Origin of the sequence: Streptomyces sp. NPDC048565, from assembly GCF_040650935.1 — a bacterium.
Lineage (GTDB): Bacteria > Actinomycetota > Actinomycetes > Streptomycetales > Streptomycetaceae > Streptomyces.
Genome location: NZ_JBEZIH010000024.1, coordinates 65186 through 81967, shown reverse-complemented (window position 1 = coordinate 81967; position 16782 = coordinate 65186). Strand labels below are relative to the sequence as shown.

At 69.2% G+C, this 16782-nt stretch carries 18 protein-coding genes; 14 read left to right on the top strand and 4 right to left on the bottom strand.

Annotated features, from left to right (window positions below; translation table 11 throughout):
• The 3 genes from AB0C75_RS26625 to AB0C75_RS26615 are packed head-to-tail and all read left to right on the top strand — an operon-like array spanning position 1 to position 6004.
• Positions 1-2544 carry an ATP-binding protein gene (locus AB0C75_RS26625; protein WP_362894236.1) on the top strand — a complete coding sequence of 848 codons (2544 nt, stop codon included), beginning with the start codon at positions 1-3 and terminating at the stop codon, positions 2542-2544.
• Positions 2541-4877 (top strand): proline-rich domain-containing protein, encoded by a 2337-nt coding sequence (locus AB0C75_RS26620; protein WP_362894235.1) that lies wholly within the window; start codon positions 2541-2543, stop codon positions 4875-4877. Before AB0C75_RS26625 ends, AB0C75_RS26620 begins: the two co-directional genes overlap by 4 nt.
• Entirely contained in the window at positions 4874-6004 is a 1131-nt protein-coding gene (locus AB0C75_RS26615; RefSeq protein ID WP_362894234.1) for a C40 family peptidase, read from the top strand. The genes AB0C75_RS26620 and AB0C75_RS26615 overlap by 4 nt, the downstream gene beginning before the upstream one ends.
• A 56-nt stretch (positions 6005-6060) precedes the next feature.
• Here the strand turns inward: AB0C75_RS26615 and AB0C75_RS26610 are convergent, their stop codons facing one another.
• Entirely contained in the window at positions 6061-6705 is a 645-nt protein-coding gene (locus AB0C75_RS26610; protein WP_362894233.1) for a hypothetical protein, read from the bottom strand.
• A gap of 233 nt (positions 6706-6938) precedes the next feature.
• Between AB0C75_RS26610 and AB0C75_RS26605 the strand changes: the two genes are divergently transcribed.
• Positions 6939-7313: a hypothetical protein gene (locus AB0C75_RS26605; RefSeq protein WP_362894232.1), complete on the top strand. Its 375-nt coding sequence runs from the start codon at positions 6939-6941 to the stop codon at positions 7311-7313.
• Positions 7314-7562: 249 nt separating this feature from the next.
• Here AB0C75_RS26605 and AB0C75_RS26600 read toward each other — a convergent pair whose 3' ends face one another.
• Positions 7563-7772, bottom strand: coding sequence for a hypothetical protein (locus tag AB0C75_RS26600; RefSeq protein ID WP_362894231.1), 210 nt, complete (start codon positions 7770-7772; stop codon positions 7563-7565).
• 147 nt (positions 7773-7919) lie between these two features.
• On the opposite strand from AB0C75_RS26600, the gene AB0C75_RS26595 reads away from it, so the two are divergent.
• From AB0C75_RS26595 to AB0C75_RS26585, 3 genes are all read left to right on the top strand, one after another.
• Positions 7920-8276 carry a hypothetical protein gene (locus AB0C75_RS26595; RefSeq protein ID WP_362894230.1) on the top strand — a complete coding sequence of 119 codons (357 nt, stop codon included), beginning with the start codon at positions 7920-7922 and terminating at the stop codon, positions 8274-8276.
• A gap of 2 nt (positions 8277-8278) precedes the next feature.
• The gene (locus AB0C75_RS26590; protein ID WP_362894229.1) at positions 8279-8626 is read left to right on the top strand and encodes a DUF6233 domain-containing protein; all 348 of its coding nucleotides are present in this window, start codon (positions 8279-8281) and stop codon (positions 8624-8626) included.
• An 80-nt stretch (positions 8627-8706) separates the two neighbouring features.
• Positions 8707-9741 carry an ATP-dependent DNA ligase gene (locus tag AB0C75_RS26585; RefSeq protein WP_362894228.1) on the top strand — a complete coding sequence of 345 codons (1035 nt, stop codon included), beginning with the start codon at positions 8707-8709 and terminating at the stop codon, positions 9739-9741.
• 116 nt (positions 9742-9857) lie between these two features.
• On the opposite strand, the gene AB0C75_RS26580 is transcribed toward AB0C75_RS26585, so the two are convergent.
• Both AB0C75_RS26580 and AB0C75_RS26575 read right to left on the bottom strand, forming a co-directional pair.
• Entirely contained in the window at positions 9858-10055 is a 198-nt protein-coding gene (locus AB0C75_RS26580; protein ID WP_362894227.1) for a DUF397 domain-containing protein, read from the bottom strand.
• A complete protein-coding gene (locus AB0C75_RS26575; RefSeq protein WP_362894226.1) occupies positions 10052-10924 on the bottom strand; it encodes a helix-turn-helix transcriptional regulator in 873 nt (290 codons plus the stop codon). The genes AB0C75_RS26580 and AB0C75_RS26575 overlap by 4 nt, the downstream gene beginning before the upstream one ends.
• A gap of 284 nt (positions 10925-11208) precedes the next feature.
• Here AB0C75_RS26575 and AB0C75_RS26570 point away from each other — a divergent pair, with 284 nt between their 5' ends.
• From AB0C75_RS26570 to AB0C75_RS26540, 7 genes are all read left to right on the top strand, one after another.
• Positions 11209-11691, top strand: a complete 483-nt coding sequence (locus AB0C75_RS26570; protein WP_362894225.1) for an ATP-binding protein — start codon at positions 11209-11211, stop codon at positions 11689-11691.
• An 86-nt stretch (positions 11692-11777) separates the two neighbouring features.
• A complete protein-coding gene (locus AB0C75_RS26565) occupies positions 11778-12215 on the top strand; it encodes a DUF6415 family natural product biosynthesis protein (protein WP_362894224.1) in 438 nt (145 codons plus the stop codon).
• A 342-nt stretch (positions 12216-12557) separates the two neighbouring features.
• Positions 12558-13034 (top strand): hypothetical protein, encoded by a 477-nt coding sequence (locus tag AB0C75_RS26560; protein WP_362894223.1) that lies wholly within the window; start codon positions 12558-12560, stop codon positions 13032-13034.
• A 26-nt stretch (positions 13035-13060) separates the two neighbouring features.
• Entirely contained in the window at positions 13061-13498 is a 438-nt protein-coding gene (locus AB0C75_RS26555; protein WP_362894222.1) for an NUDIX domain-containing protein, read from the top strand.
• A gap of 38 nt (positions 13499-13536) precedes the next feature.
• On the top strand, positions 13537-15432 hold the full coding sequence (locus tag AB0C75_RS26550; RefSeq protein WP_362894221.1) for a radical SAM protein: 1896 nt from the start codon (positions 13537-13539) through the stop codon (positions 15430-15432).
• On the top strand, positions 15429-16058 hold the full coding sequence (locus AB0C75_RS26545) for a hypothetical protein (RefSeq protein ID WP_362894220.1): 630 nt from the start codon (positions 15429-15431) through the stop codon (positions 16056-16058). Before AB0C75_RS26550 ends, AB0C75_RS26545 begins: the two co-directional genes overlap by 4 nt.
• Positions 16055-16780, top strand: a complete 726-nt coding sequence (locus AB0C75_RS26540; protein ID WP_362894219.1) for a hypothetical protein — start codon at positions 16055-16057, stop codon at positions 16778-16780. Before AB0C75_RS26545 ends, AB0C75_RS26540 begins: the two co-directional genes overlap by 4 nt.
• Positions 16781-16782: the final 2 nt, after the last annotated feature.

The window sequence follows — 16782 nt, the reverse complement described above, 5'->3', positions numbered from 1 at the left end:
ATGCGCCTGCCGATCCGGCACGTCGCCGGCAACCTCGTCTTCACCACCCACGGCACGACCTGGGCGATCTGGCGGGTGGCCGCCGCGAACTACTCCCACGCGCCGGCGGGCGCCAAGAAGCGCCGGCTGAAGGCCCTGGAGTCGCTGTTCAAGACCCTCACCGGCGAGCCGATGCTGATGTCGCTGTGCCCGCAGGTCGATCCGATCGCCGTGGTCCGCGCGATGGTCGCTGACGTCGACCTGAAGAAGTCGCCCCGCTACGAGCAGCTCGGGCTCGCCGTCCTGGACCAGCTCGAGACCATGGAACTCACCGGCCGTACCGACTGGCTCGCGATCCCCCTGCCGCCGCTCTCCCGCAAGGATGCCGCCCTGGCAGCCTTCGGTGCGGCCAAGGCCGAAGTCGCCGTGCAGCTCGGCGTGATGCCCGCGCCCATCACCAGCGTGGAGGTCGAGCGGCGTACCGAGCAGGCGAAGCGCATGCAGGCGCAGTGGCCTACCGGGGTGTCCATGCGGCCGGCCAGCGAGGCAGAGATCCTGTGGATCTACGGCCACAGCGCCCGCCGCGGTCTGGCCGAGCCGTTCCTGCCCGATGGCACCGAACCGGGTGTGCGCGGCCGCGGCCGCACTGTCGCCTCGCTCGGAGAGGTCCTGCTGGCCGAGGGCGGCGCCGACTTCACCGGCCGAAAGGCGGTGCCCGGCAATCCCTTCGAGCGGCGCTTCCTGCAGGTCTCCTCCGAGTGGGGCGACTCCTACCAGGCGATGCTCGCTCTGTCCGAGATGCCGGAGGCCTTCGCCCTGCCCGGGGCGGCCTACCTGCAGCAGCTCGACGATCTCGCCTACCCGGTGGACTGGACAGCCCGCCTGGTCGTCACCCCGGGGACGAAGGCCGAAGCCAAAACCCGTAAGCGGGCCCGGCACCTGAAGGCGCAGTCAGCCGAATACCAGGGAGACCCGGCAGGCCCGCCGGCCACCATCGCCAAGCACGAAGCCGACAACGACGAATTCCGCGACCGGCTCTCCGCCTCAGCACGCGAGGTCGAGATCCGCGCCATGGTCACCCTCGCCGTGTGGGGCGCCACCGCCGATGAAGCCCAAGACCGTGCCGCCGCCCTCGCCAGTGACTTCGGAGCCACCGACTACACCTTCGCCCGCCCGGTGGGGGAGCAGACCAACCTCTGGCATGCCATGCTGCCCGGCTGCCGGACCCCCAGGGTCATGACCGGCTACGCCCAGTACCTCCTCGCCCGCGACTTCGCCATGGCGATGCCCTGGTGCGGCTCCCAACTCGGCGACGAGCGCGGCGGCCTGTTCGGCCTCCAGCTCGCTTCCGGCGGCGCCCGCCCCGTCATGATCGACCCAGCCCGCGGCCCCCGAGAGAACGCCTCCGCGTCCATGGCATTCATCGGCGAGCTCGGTGCCGGCAAGTCGGTCGCCATGAAGTCGGCCGTCTACAACGTCCTCGCCCGCGGCCACCAGCCCGGCAAACCCCACTCCCGCGGCCGCGCCGTCATCGTCGACCGCACCAAGGAAGAGGAGTGGGCTCGGTTCGCCAAGGCGTGCCCCGGCAGCACCCAGCTCATCCGCATTGACCAGAGCGCCGAGGTCTCCCTCGACCCGCTCCGCCTGTACGTGAAGGACAGCCCGAAAGTCGCGGCCCGCTTCTGCGAGTCGTTTCTCACCCTGCTGCTCGGCGTGAAGCCGATGGACCTCGAAGGCGTCGCCCTGTCCGAAGCGGTCCAGGCGGTGCTGGAGCGGCCCGATCCGTCGATGCGGGCCCTGATCGCCGAACTCACCCGGCGTGGAGGAGAGGACACCTCCGCTCGTGACCTGGCCCGCAAGCTCAACGCCGTTGCCCGCAAAGACCTCGCCGCCGTCGTCTTCGACGACACCCTGCCGGTCGTCGACACGACCCGGGCCGACTCCGTCGTCTTCCTCGTCAACTCCCTCGCCCTTCCGAAGAAGAGTGAACTGGCCTCCGACCACCGCATCGAGCGCCTGGAGTTCGAGAAGGTCCTGGGCCGCTCCCTGATGTACCTGATCGCTGCCGTCGCGCGCGAGACCGTCATGCGGCACAAGGACGAGTTCGGCGTCGCCGTCTTCGACGAGTGCTGGTGGCTCACCTCCAGCGACGAAGGCCTGGAGCTACTGCTGGAACTCATGCGCGACGGACGCAAGCACAACGCCGCCGCCTACGTCGGATCACACGACCCCGACGACATCGGCCCCGCCAACAGCGAGAAGGGCGCCATCATCCGCGGTCTCATCCCACACCGGCTCCTGTTCCGGCAGACGACCCGCGCGCTCGCTTCCCGCGGCCTGGAGTTCCTCGGCGTCGATGCCACCGACGCCGAGCTGCTGGACCTCGTCACCGCCGGCCTGTCCCCCCTGGACCTGCCCGATGAGGAGAAACTGGCCCGCGCCGGTGAATGCCTCTACCGCGACCTGCCCGGCCGCATCGGGCTGATGAAGGTCCTCATCCCGATGGACCCCGCCATCATGCGCGTCATCCACACCACCCCCAGCGACTACCGGACCGCAGCATGACCACACTCCTGACGTGGCGCATGCGCATGCGGACACTGGGCTCCTTCCGCCTGCGCATGGCCCTGCTCTTCGCCGCGCTGGCCGCCACCACGCTCACACTGCTCACCTCGCTCCCGGCCCACGCCGAGCCCACCCCTGCCCCCACCACATCGGCCCCAGCCGCACCGGAACAGCGGGCCCCCTCTGCAGAGGAGATGGAGGAGATGGAGCAGCTCCTCAAGGAGCAGGGGGAGCGCCTCAGCAAAGGGGCGCAGGAAGCCATGCTCGAGGCGGAGAAGGAGCGGCTGCGCAAGATGCTGCCCGACGAGGGAGGCGTCCTGGGTGTCTTCAACGTGACGGACAAGAACGGCCTGCCCATCAGTGTCTACACCGTCAAATCCGACACCGGAGACCTGCTCGACTGGGACCTGGGCATCCAGAACCTGCTCACCGAACTCTGCTTCATGATCACTAAATGGGCGATCGCCTTCTGCTGCTGGCTCATCGCCTGGGCCCTGTCCTTCGGCCTCGCGAAACTGCTTCTGGCCCCCGTGCTGGCGGTCGCCAACTCACTCCACACCCGCGTGATCCTGGAAATGGGCCTGCCGTCGCTGTTCCTGTCCGTCTGCGCCCTGGTCTGCGTCGCCCGGATCTTCTTCGGCGACCGAGCCCGCGGGTGGGGCGACGCAGCCCTGTCGCTCCTCCTGGCCGCGCTCACGGCCACCCTGCTGTCCTCCCCGCCACAGGTGCTCCTAGGGGAAGAGACCGGGGCGATCGCCCTCACCAGGGGCCTGGCCCTCGAAGTCGCCGACGTCATCCTGGACGCCAACCCATCCGACCCACAAGACAACGACGTCACCACCCCCGCCACAGCCACGTCACTGTCCCGGCCGCTGACCGACGCACTCACCGACGCCTTCATCACCAAGCCGGCCATGCTCCTGCAGTACGGCCGCGTCTTCGAAGGCGAGTGCGCGACCGCCTACGCCGACACCCGCCTGGAACAGCTCGCCTACGACCGCGCAGTCCAATCCCGCGTCAACAAGCTCAAGAAGGTCAACGGCTACGCCGACTACCTCAGCCCCAGCTCCTGGGTCGGCCTCCCCGGCGCCTCATCCGTGCTCAACAACGGCCTGGAGCTCGGCACTCGCTGGGGCGTCGACCACTTCGGGGACCCGCCGATGGGCCGCTTCGAGGAAAAGTGCGTGCCCGGCGACGTCGACGCCGCGAAGAAAGCCTCGCTCGACAAGCTCGGCGGCAGCGTCTTCCTTCTCGTCGCCGCGTTCATCGTCACCATCCTCATCTCCGCTCTGGCCGGCAGCTTCCTCCTCGCCCAGTGCCGCATCGCCTGGGACGCCGTACGAGGCGAACCCGCGCTGATCGCCGGAACCATCCCCGGTGCCGGCCGGGCCTTCCTGTGGGACTGGGCCGCCTCAGTCCTGCACCGTCTCGGCCAGATGCTCGCCTCCGTCATCGGCCTCGCCGTACTCATCCTGATCATCCAGGCTGTCCTGGACCCCGCACAGGAGGACTGGGGCAGGGAGCTGACCCTGCGGTTCCTCGTCGTCGACATCGTGTGCCTCGGAGCGATCAAAAAGCGCAAGGCGCTCGCCGCCCGCTCCAAGCAGGTCGCCTCCAACTGGCGCGCCAAGATGTCCAACGCACGAGTCGGCGGCACCCACGGCTCGGTCTTCACACCGCCGGCCACCTCCACCGTCCCCAAGAACCGCCACATCGTCCGCACGACCACCCGCGGCCTCGTCCGCGGAGCCATCGCCGGTGTCGCACTCGCCCACGGCAACCCCCTCGCCGCAATCGGCTACGCCATGCCACGGACCATCGGAGCCACCGCCCTGATGTCCCGGCTCCAAAGCGGCGGCCGCCGTGGCCAAGGCCCCCGGCCCCGGCCAGCCGGCCGAACACACCCCCGCCCGTCAGTGCCCCGCCCTCAGCCCGGCCAGTCCCCTCAGCCAGGCATTCCGGCCCACCCCGGACCGCCCCCTCAGGCGGGCGTACCTGCCCAGCCCGGCCTGCCACCCGCACGATCGCGCCCTGCCGGCACGAACCGTCCGGCCGGTGCGCCTCGGCGGGGCGGCCCCGCCACCCCGACCGCCCGCCAGCGCACGCCGGCCGCCGCACCGGTCAACCACCCCTCCACCGGGGGAACCCCGGCTTCCCCGGCAGGAAGCCCCCGCCGGCACGTCCAGGCGCACCGCGCTGTGGCCCGCCGTACCCAGCAGGCAACCAACGCGGCGAGCCGCCGGAGCGGACCGGGCAGCTTCGAGGACCAACTCGCCCAGCGGGAGGAGCAAGAACTCGCCCGCCGGCGCAGGCGCCTGCGAGGCACCTCGTGACGAAGAAGGGGAAGAAGTGGCTGGCCGGCACCGCAGCCCTGGTCGTGCTGGCGACCGTCCTGGCAGGAGCGATCGCCGCGCACGTCGTTGGCATTCAGCAGAGCCAGGCCGCGGCTGCTCAGACCCAATGCGCCGCAGACGGTGCCGACGCGGACACCGTGCAGATCACCCAGCAGGTGAAAGCGGCACTCGCCGGCAGCGGCACCGTCCAGGTCCCCGGCCTCACTGCTCCTAAGGAGCAGCTGCCCAACGCGAAGATCATCGTGGCCACCGGAGCACAGATGGGCGTCTCCGCGCGCGGTCAGGTCATCGCGCTTGCCACAGCCCTCCAGGAATCAGCACTGCGGAATCTGGACGGCGGTGACCGTGACAGCCTCGGTTTGTTCCAGCAACGTCCCTCACAGGGCTGGGGCACCCGGGAACAGATCATGGACCCTGTCTACGCATCCACGAAGTTCTACAAGGCGCTCAAGTCCCTGAAGAACTGGGAGGGCATGCCCATCACCGTCGCTGCGCAGAAGGTGCAGAAGTCGGCCTTCCCTGACGCGTACGCCAAACACGAACCGCTGGCGACCGCCCTGCAACAGGCCATCTCCCCAGCACTGGGCCAGTCTTCCGGCCCCGGCGCCAGCTCGGTCGACGTCGGTTTCGGCGGTAGGTGTTCTTCCGCGGCCGGCACCGACTACGGAGACATCCCCGCTGGCACGCTCCCCAAGAGCTACCAGATCCCCGTCAACATCCCCCCGCAGGCACGCAACGCGATCCGCTGGGCCCTTGGCCAGCTTGGCACGCCCTACCAGTGGGGCGGAACCTGCACCAACCCCCACGGCGCCGTCGCCCGCGACCGGTGCGACTGCTCCTCACTCATGCAGCGCGCCTACGGCACGGCCGGCATTACGATCGCCCGCACGACATACGAGCAGATCCACGACGGCCGCCCGGCACCACTGGACGCGCTCCAGCCCGGGGACCTCGTCTTCACCGTGGGCAGCGCGGCGCGGCCGGAGCACGTGGCCATGGTCATCGGAGACGGTCTCGTCGTTCACGCGCCCAAGCCCGGACGGGACGTTGAGGTCGCGAAGCTCTCCACCCACGGGAGCATCCTGGTGGCTCGTCGAATCGCGTAACCGCGCTCGTCACGATAGCGCGGCTGGCCCGAGCCGTTCCCGCCCCGGTGGACCCGTTACGGCACGACGGTGTCGTAGGCCGCGCGAACGGGGTCCGTCTTGGTCAGCAAGCCGGTCTCCGCGAGGTCACGCAGAAGCTGACGCGCTCGCTTGTCCGTAACGTCGTGCCCAGCAGCCGAGAGCGCTGCGACAGCCCCACGCGTGTCCCAAGAGCCCTGTCGAGAGCGGATCGCCTTCTCCAGGGACGCTGCCTGGGTCATTCGCTGCTCAGCCCACTCCTCCGGAGTCTCCTCGACAGCCCGGATCGCGGCGAAGAAGACAGACAGCAACTCTTCGTCCATGGCGTAGCCGACGACCTTTCCAAAGCCAGGCCCCTGCGGCGTGATCGGGGGCTGAATCGTCTCGGGCCAGCGGCCGAGCAAGGCGCCTCGCGTAAGCAGTCGCTTCAGTGCTGCGCTGTGCCCGCGCAGGCTCGTCGTCGCGTCCTCGCGTAGATCATCAGAGGCCACATATCCGTCACCAGCGACCGCCAGCTTCACAATCCGTCGGGCTCGACCAGGCAAAGACCGGTAGTACTGTTCAGCTCGCTCTGCCGTCCAAAAAGCATCAGCCTGGACGTCCGAGGCATGCTCTGCGAGTAGCTTGAGGAGCCTCTCCTGGAACTCGGGCGTCGGATTCTCTACCCGGACCGTGATGATCACGATGCTCCCCTTACATAAGACGAGTTGAAAGGTGTTCTTACGGGTGAGGATCGTAGCCAGCCCTGGCTCGTCTGTCACCGGTTCAAACAACGTTCTTAAGTACGAGGTGCATGTGACGACCTCCCGCGGCCCCAGAGGCGAAGGCTCGGCAGCACAGCACCGACAGACACCCCGCATGGGTGAGAAGCCGCCTCCGGCGATGACTCTCAGCAGTGGGGCGCGTTGAGTACATCATGCGAAAGATCATGTGTATTGCGGCGTCTGCGATGGTGTTCGGCTGCCTCGGTCAAGCACCTGCCCAGGCCAGCGGAGGTGCCGATGATGGGCCCGTCAGCATCGGAGTCATCGGCGACGGTCTCAGAGTGAAGGAGGTGCGGGCGATTCTGACCGGATGGGAGGCCGGCGCCCAGGCCCGAGTCAGCCTCTGGAAAGGCCGCACCTACATCCGTCAGATCCGGGGATGGAAGTACGCCTCCGCCAAGGAGCTCTCAGGGCACAAGTTCGAGGTCACCACGTGGAAAATCAACAAGAGCTTCCCGCACCGCTCCCGGCTCTGCGTGGAGTTCAAGGGGCATGACCGAATGCCGTGCGTCACGATCAAGCGGTGAGGACGCGCCAAGGCAGCCCAACACCGCTTCCGGTTGCACGACTTATCGGCTGCAGGGCTGGCGCGACAGCCCGCCCAGCTCCCGGCGGGGCGTGATGCTGGCACAAGAACACATGATCACCACTCTCGCCGAGACCTGAAGCACCAGTCCCTTACCTGTGGACTCGCCGCCGCCGCTGGGAAGCAGTCCGTCGCGTCGGCCCGGGAGGCGACAGGCGGGACGTTCGCAGGGTAAGTGTCGTCGGCGCGCCTACGCGGCCGCGTACGTATGCGCGCGTCCGCCCCGCCACTCCACCCACTCCGGCTGGTCCAGCAGCTGCTCCGCGTCCGGCAACCCCGCCCGCCGCAAAAACTCCACGACGTCGTGATCCTCGTAGGCGAGCCCGGCGATCTGCCCACGGATGGTGACCCGCCGGCCGCCGGTGGGGGAGAGGCGGTGAATGACTATCGGGGCGCTCATCTCTCCAGGGTGCGACTCCAGGCCGGTCACAGCATGCCGGGCGCGGAACGCTGACAGCCCGGACGGCCCCGCTGCGTTCGGGTGCTCCTACTCACTGGGCCGGTGCGGCAGTCGCGCCCGGAAATCGAACAGGCATAGCATTAGGTCGTGCCCAAGATATCCCCTTCCTTCGCGTTCCCCCAAGACCTCCTCGACGCCCAGGTGGCCCTCCACGAGACGCGTGCCGCGTCCGAGAAGCACGCGCGCACCTTGCCGTGGTCGGCCGAGCCGACGCCCGGATGGGAGGGCGAAAAGCAGCTCCACACGTTCCGGCCGGGCAGAGATGACAGCCCCGGATACACCGAAGAGCAGCACGCGGAAGTCGCACGGTTCCGGACCGAGCTGCTGCGCCTGTCGACGGTGGTCTCCACGCACCCGTTCTGGGAAACCGTGGAGCGCGGGAACCTGGTGGCGGCCCGTATGGCGTTGAAGCACGCCCACGAGCCAGTTGACACCGAGGCGTAGCCGTGTCCGAGCACGACGACCGGAGCCGTGAGCCGACCCCGCTGGAGAAAAACAGGGCGCTCCTGGAGTGGCTGGAGTACCAGGTGGGGCAGGTGAAGAACCGGATCCGCGAACTCGAGGTCCAGGAGGAGCAGGAGCGCCGGCGCAAGGCGGCCGCGCATGCCGCACAGCGGTGGAAGATCCAGCCCCAGCGGTCGCACGCGACGGCCCTGCTGCACCGTGGGGACTGCACCCTGTATCCGACGGACGCTGGGTATATCAGCCGCGAGGACGCGATGATCGCGCTGGCCGAGCCGGACATCGAGCCGTGCGAGATCTGCCGGCCGGACACCGGGCTGACATCCGGGTAGTGAAGCCCCGCCCGGGGGAGAAGCGGGCGCGCCACCGTCCCTGAGTCGCGCCCCCTGCCGGGGCGTCGTACACAGGGAACATGAGCGAGCAGACATGGCATCCGGGCGAGGTCGCGCCGGAGAGACCCCCGGTGGAGCCGATGCTCGCGCAGGCCCGCGAGATGCTCCCGCCGCTCGGCACCGGCGCCGGCCGGATGGCGGTGCAGCCCAAATTCGACGGCTTTAGGGCGCTGCTCTACACCCCGCTCCGTGAGGGGGCCCCTGTGCTGCTGCAGACTCGGCGTGGGGGCCTGGTCCAGGACCGCTTCCCAGACCTGACCGCCGCCGCCCGCAGCCTCCCGAACGGTCTCGTTCTCGACGGCGAGCTCGCCGTCCTCGACCACCACGGCCAGCTCAGCTTCATGGCCCTGCAACGCCGCGCGACCGCCGGCCGCAACGCACGCGCCCTGGCCGCCGAGCTCCCCGCCCACTTCATCGCGTTCGACGTCCTGCAAAGCGACGGCCAGGAGCTGCTGGACGAGCCCTTCGAGCACCGCCGCGAGATCCTGGAGGCACTGTTCGCCGACCACCGGCTGGCACCGCCGTGGACGCTCTGCCCTTCGACCACAGATCCAGCGATCGCGGACGAGTGGCTGTACGAGTGGACCGACGTCCCTGGCGTCGAAGGTGTGGTGCTCAAGAGCCTGACGGGCCGGTACCGGCCGGGCGTGCGCGGCTGGACCAAGGTCCGCCGCAGGAACTCCACCGAAGCGCTCATCGGCGGCGTCACCGGCTCCCTGCACCGCCCCCAGGTCCTGCTGCTGGGCCGATACGACACCACCGGCCGCCTACGACTGGTGGGAAAGACAACCCCGCTGAAACCCGGCCCGGCCCGTGACATCGCCGACCACCTCACCGCAGCCGGCCCCAGCCACCCCTGGACCGGAGTCCGCTTCACCGCGTCCTGGACTAGCCGCATCCCCCTGAAGCCGGCCCTGGTCGACCCCGTCCTCGTCGCGGAGATCAGCGCCGACACATCACAGGACCACGGCGTGTACCGCCACCCCCTACGCTACCTACGGATTCGGACCGAGATGCATCCGATTCAAGTGGCGAAGTTCGGAGAACCGGACTAATCACAAGCTGAAGACGATATTGAGGGAGAGGCCATAGATTGGCGGAGCAGAATACGGCAGTGGCCCCCTCTCCTTACCAGAGGGGGCCACTGTCTACTCCAGCTCGCGATCGTTGATCAGTTGCTGATGTCCGCAGTGAAGGCGGCCCACGCCGAGCCTGAAACACGAAGTCCGGGGATGGACGTGTCCTTGGAGTCACGAACTGCGATCAGCCCGTGCATATCTGCGACCTCGACGCAGGCGTTGCCGCTGCCCTCGGAATAGGACGACTTGAACCATGTTGCGATGGACTGATCCTGCTGTGCATTTGTCATGAGATCTCTCGGGCTAGTGTCCGGACATAGTCGACGGTCTCTTCCGGCGGCAAAGCGGATGCTGACAACCGCTCGAAGCGCCGTGAGAAGACCCCTACATCGCGGGGCTTGCCTGACATGGCCAGGGCTCCCCACGCGTTGTCTGCCTGGACCTGAGGCGGCAGTTCATCGCCCATGTCCAGGATGCTGAAGTCGGCGGCGAAGCGGTACCGCTTGCCGTTTGTGGGGAGGATTTGGATCGTCACGTTCTCGAGTTGCGAGAGCCTTATCAGGTCCTCGCACTGTTCCTGCATGACTTCGGTGTCGCCCACGATGTGCCGCAGGGCTGCCTCGCCAATGACGGCGACGAGCTGGACCGGGTCGTCTTCCCGGGTGATGAACTCTCGTCGTTGCATCCGGAGTCGCACGGCCTTGTCCACGGATTCGGTGGGGACTTCCAGGACCGGCTGCTGCATGGCGAAGAGGGCTCTCGCGTACCCCTCAGTCTGAAGACTGCCCCAGGGAAGCAGGGGGTGGTAGGCACGAATCGTGCGTGCGACCTCCTCGATGCCGACGAACTTCGACATCTGGGTCGGCGTCATGGCGTCGGTAAACGCCGTCACCCACTCTTCGCTAGAGGCTTCTCGCTGGATCTTTAGCAGCTCGTCGATCATCGAAGGGTCGGTGACCGAGTAGCGGTCGAGGAGCTCGCGCAGATGCTGAGCTCGTCGCAGCGAGGACGTACCTGTCTCGATCCGCTGAAGGTGCGCTTCAGAGAACCCGAGCCCTTCCGTGGCTTCCGCCATGGTGAAGCGGGCGGCCGTTCGGAGCTTGCGCAGCTCCTGTCCGAGAACGATCTTGCGTGCGGTCGGTCGTGGTCGAGCTGCCAATGTGCTTCCCTCCCCGGCGCATGTGCGCGCCCTCCAGCCCGATGTGCGCGCGTCCCGCTGCGATGTGCGCAGTGTTTCACTCGACGTGCGCGCCCGAACAGTCCATGTGCGCGCTCTGGCACTTGCCAATTTAGTCCTCATTGAGGATTCAGTGAAGACTCGCTTGAATCCTAACCCTCGACTACAACAAGCTAGTTGTTGTTGCAGGGCGCTACCTCAGCTGCTCTGCCTGGCTGTTGGTGCCCGAGAGCTGGGTGCCCCTGTCTCGCGCGGAGGACTGGGCTATGACACTCGCTGCAACCGACCGGCAGGCGCTCGGCAAAACTGCCGCATCCAGCCTGAGGTGCACACCCGGTCCGTCTCAGTCCTTCGAGCTATGCGTAGAACGTGAATGTGGACTGGCCGGATTGACGGATCGCGACCTGCGCCAGCCGAGCATCTTCCGGAGGATCGCCAGGGCCTTTCTGCGGAAGTGGGGGGTCGCTGACTGCCAGGACAATGTCTGTCTTCTTGTCTCGGAACTGGTTACCAACGCCCTCTTGCACGGCCGCGGCCCGGTCAGCTTCCGGATGGTGCACCGTGGCCGGATCGTGGAGCTGTCGGTGGCGACGGACGAGTCCGTCCCCGATCTGGCCGCACGCCCCGGAGCGGAGCTCGACGAATGCGGTCGCGGCCTGGTGCTCGTCGATGCAGTCGCCACGGACTGGGGCGTCCGAGATGGCCGTGTCTGGTGCACCCTCCCCTGCCACTCCACCAGGAGCGCATGATGCGAACCTCCTTAGGTACTCAAGCAGAGCCTGCGCCCCCCGACGCCCAGCAGGCTTACGTGGCTTCGAGCACTTCCCATCACACGATGCGGCGCGTCGTAGCCGGACCGCTGCGGTTGGCATTCTCGGACTCCGAGATCGACGGCCTGTGCAACGACCTCAGCATGGTCTTCGACGAACGTGCCATCCCCGACGAGCGCCAGGTCGCGGACCTCACGTTGCGCCTGCACGGCTCCCTCATGCGACTGACCGGCGCAGCCAGCGACCCACGCCTCTGCCTCGAGGCCGCAGACGCCGTTGCCTTAGCCAAGGCGATCCACGCGGCTCGTACCCACCTCAACAGGGAAAATCCTTCTCCGCGGAACAGCATCACGCCGAGGGTCGTCCTGGTGCAGCTGGCGCGCGTCGTCAGCGACCTCCTCGACGCCTTGGGCGCGGTCGGCCTGCTCGAACCGGCGGACCTCCTCGACGACGCCCACCCCCCTTCCGGACATCCCACACCTGGTTGTCTCCCGGCCGCGTAGCGCGCGGGGACAACTTCCGATGGGCTCTCTGCCCGACTTCCCAGGCAGGAGTTCGGCTCACGCGCCCCACGCGCAGTTCGAGCCCCGGCCGCCCACCTATCCGAGGGCGGCCGGTCCCACCCCTCTCATTCGGAGAGCCTCATCAGCCGTCGCTCCCAGCAAGCAGCAACTTTCCTACTCGCCCTCCTGACCATCATTGCCGCCGCGTCAGCCGAGCCCTGGGACGGTGCCCCTCGCCCTCCCAGCTGGTTCACAGCGCACCCCTGAACGCCGTGCCTTGTCGGGGTCCCCTGTCCCCTAGGCAGGGCACGGCTCCCAACCCGCTCTCTCGCAGGAGTCCTTGTGACCACACCGACAGCCCAGCGGACAGAGGTGACCGCAGTCGGCTCCCCCGGAGGAGTCCACGTTCGCGCCTGGATCCCCAACGAACACGGCGAAGTACTACTGGTACCCCACGGCACGTCGCACATGGAGCTGCCCGGCGGTCCCGCCGACATCACGGACACCGACCCGGGGGCGCTCGTCGCGCACGTGCAGGCCCAGGTAGGAGTGCTCGTCATCCCCGTCGGGCTGCTCGCTACGGACCGACAGCCGGACGCACGCCACTCGATCCTCCTCTGCGCCCGCCTCGACAGCACCACCCTGGCGAGGAGCGTCGACCCACACCGCTACCACTGGGCTCGTGCGGACACCTTCCCGCACAAGGCGCTGCCACAGCTGCACATGCAGATCGCCTCCCTGTGGCAGGCCTGGGAAACTCAGCGGTCTGTCGTCCTGAGCCGCGGCCGCCCGGATAGCCGTCCCGCCGTCGGACCCTAAGTAACTCAATCGAAGAAGGGTTTTCCATGCCTCCTCAGAAAGTCACCAAGAACAAGGTCCTCTGCTACGTCGTGCGCGACGGGAAGCTGCTGGTCTTCCGGCACACCGACTACAGCTACGAGGAGGTCGGCATCCAGGCCCCGGCCGGCAGTATCCGCCCGGGGGAGACGCCGGAGGCAGCGGCGCTGCGGGAGGCGGGGGAGGAGACCGGCCTCAGCGACTTCAAGATCGTGCGGAAGCTCGGCGAGGCCGAGTATGACATGAGCCCCTACCGGTTCGAGCTCCAGCGCCGGCACGTCTTCCACCTCGAGCTGACCGAGCCCACGCCGGAACGGTGGGACAGCCAGGAGGACCACGACGGGGTCGGCGAACCGACACGGTTCGAGTGCTTCTGGATCCCGCTGGAGGCCGCCCACGTGCTGCAGTCCGGCCAGGGCGCCCTGTTGGGGCGCCTGTTCGACTGAAATTCCGTCCGGTCCCGGCCCACAGCAGGAGGCAGCCGATGTACCGCACCACCGCACAGCACGGACCGAGTCAGATCGAGCAGCTGTACCGCGGCCTGGACATCGAGGACACCACCAGCGCCGTGTCGGTGATCCTGAAGCTGCGCGGGGAGACCTGCGACATCGACTGCCTCTACTGCTACGAGAAGCGCAAGGAGGCCCCGGGGGGCGCCCGTATCGACCCCGGCCAGGTGCGCCGGCTCGCCGAGCTTTTCGCGGGGCGGCCCCTGGCGGTGGAGCTCCACGGCGGCGAGCCGTTGACGGCCGGCCGGGAGCGCATCACCGAGGTGCTGCGCGAGCTGGCCGCCCAGCCGAGCGTCGTGCGGGTCTCGATGCAGACCAACGGCGTGCTGCTCAACGAGGCATGGCTGGACCTCTTCGACGCCGAGTACCCGGGCCTTCAGATCGGCATCTCCCTCGACGGGGACGCGAAGGGCAACGCGTGGCGGGTCGGCTACGACGGCAAGCCCGTCTACCCGCGCGTCACCGCGGCCCTGCGGCTCCTGGCCGAGCGCGGCCGCCGGGTCGGGGTGATCGCGGCGGTCACCCCCGCTCTCCTGGGCCGCGCCGAGGCCGTCCTGGACCACCTGGCCGACTTCGAGGCCGTGAACGCGATCAGCTTCGCGCCGTGCTTCGACACCGCCGTGCGCCGGCCCACCGCGGCGTCCGGGCCGCGCGTCCCGGCAAGCCGCCAGCTCCAGCAGGCGGCCGTCGACGGGGCGGGCGGCCCGGCCTGGGCGATCAGCCCTTACTCGTACGCCGAGTTCGTGCTCGCCGCCACCGCCCGCTGGATCCACGCCGGGTACTTCGCGCGCATGAAGCTGGAGCCGACGGTCTCCACCATCCGCCGCCTGCGCGGTCTGGGATCCGGCTTCTGCCACTTCTCCGACCTCAAGTGCGACCACGTCTTCACGCTCTACCCCGACGGCCGGTTCGGGAGCTGCGACGAACTTCCCTGGCCGCAGGCCCAATTAGCCCGCCTCGACCAGGCGGTCGACCAGCCGGGAATCATCGCCGCGCAGCGCCGGCTTCCCCTGCTGAACCAGGGGAAGTCCCTGATGAACCGGTGCACCACCTGCGACTACCGCTCGGCGTGCGGCGGCGGCTGCATCGCCACCCGCGTGCGATACGAGGCGGCCGGCGACCAGGACGCCTACTGCGACTACCGAATGCGGATGATCGACGGCATCGCCGCCCTCCTCGCGCAGCCCGCCCACCCGGCCGGCGCCTGGTGCACCACCACCCGCTGGCGGCCCCGCACGCCAAACAGCATGCGCGACCTCGACGCCTTCCTCGCCCGCTGGAACAGCACCGACGCGCCCCGCCCTCCGGTGCGGCTGCACACCAGCGCGCACGGCAACATCAACACCGTCGGCCGGCCCGGCATCCACGAGGCCGACGACCTCGACCCGGCCCACCCCCAGTGGCGCGCGGCGATCGAGCCCGGCATCCGCCCCCTGGTCGACGCCGTCACCACCGGATGGGGCCTGATCACCTACGACAGCTGCCAGGGCCACCCCTACACCGGCCTCGACCTGGCACCGGCCGAGCGACGAGTCGGGATCCTGCCGCGCGACCGCACCCAGTACGCCCGGGCGGCGGCGGCCCTGTGCCGCACGGTCGCCGCGGCCGCCCCCACCCTGCCGCCCGCCGTGCGGGCGACCGTGGGGCGGGCGCAACTTGAGTGCGAGAGCAGCGGGCGCACCGTCCCAGTCCTTGACCTGATCCTGCTGCCCGCCCCCGGGCACGACTGGACCGCGTACTTCGCCGCTCTCGACACCGCCACCGACGTCCTCGCCCGCGCGCTCGCCGACGAGGACCCCGCCGCCGGCCACGACTGCGCCTGCCGGGTGCCCCGGCCGGCCGAGGCCGCGGCCCAGGGGGTCGGGGTGTGAGCGCCGCGCCGGACGTGCTGACGATTCACCAGCTGCTTGGGCGGATTGTGTACTTCCACGCCTTGCACATCGCGCCTGCCCTGCCCGCCGGGCCCCCGGCGCGGCCCGGCCCGGCGTGCTGCAACCACGCACCGGGCCCCGGCCGGCGCCCGGCCCCCGCTCTCCCCGCCGGCTCCGCCTGGCACGCGCTCGTCGACGTCGCGACCGCTCTGCCGTCCCATCACCGGCCGTGCCCGCACCCCGCCGGGGCGTGCTGCGCAACCTGCCGGATCGCCGCCGCCGCCTCGGCGGTGGCCGGGGGGTGGGCGCTGACCGAGCACCGCGCCTACCGGCAGGGCGACCCGGCCGCCTGGCTCGTGGAGGACTGCCGGACAGCGACCGCGGACCGGATCGCCCGCGTCTTCTCCGCCCAGCACCACACGGCCTGCCCGGCGCTCGACGGCCTGACCGCCCCCGGCCCGCACGCCCTGCCCAGCTTGGACACGCTGCCGCTCACCGCCGAGCTGCTGGCCCTGTGGGCGGACCCGGCCGCCACCACCCGCACTCCCGTGGCCAGTTGGCTCAACCACTGCACCGGCCTCGCCGACGTCCGCCGCGTGCTCGACTCGCGAAGGAGCACCACGTGATCCACATCGCTGAAACCGTCGCCATCGGCAGCATCGAATCCTTCCTCAGCCCCGAGGAGCGGGACCGGCTCACCGCCGTGATGCGCACCTTCCTCACCCCCGAGGAGCGGGGACGCTTCGGCGAGCAGCGCACTCGCTCCATCCACGAGATCCCCGGCCACTCGCCGCAGCAGGCGATGGCCGTGTACGAGCCGGCCGGGCGGGTGGAGATCCCGACGATTCCCGCCGAGGCCGAGGGTGTGCTGCAGGTCGCCTTCGACCGGGCCCGCCCGGCGCTGTCCCGCGTCATGCCGTCCATCACCACCTGCCGGCCCTGGACCTACGTCGAGTACGGGCCCGGGCAGCACATCACCGCCCACCTCGACGGCATCGCCCCCGACCCGCTCGCCTGGCCGCGGCAGATCGCGGGGATCAGCGTGGTCATCAGCCAGGCGCAGGCCGGAGGCGGCTTCTACGTCGAGAGTTCCTCCAGCGACCGCCTGTGGAACACCCGGCTGGACCACGACCCCGGCAGCGGCTACGCGGACGGCATGTGGCTCGCCCACGACGGCGCCGACCACTCCGCCCACTGGTTCGCCTCCCTGCCCCGCACCCGATGGACCGTCGACCCCGCCCCCGGGAGCGCCCTGCTCTACGGCTCCCAGCTCGCGCACGGCACCGAGCCGGTCACCGGCGGCCGCGTCGCGAAGTTCATCAGCTGGCTCATCGCCGAGAAGCAGTAGGG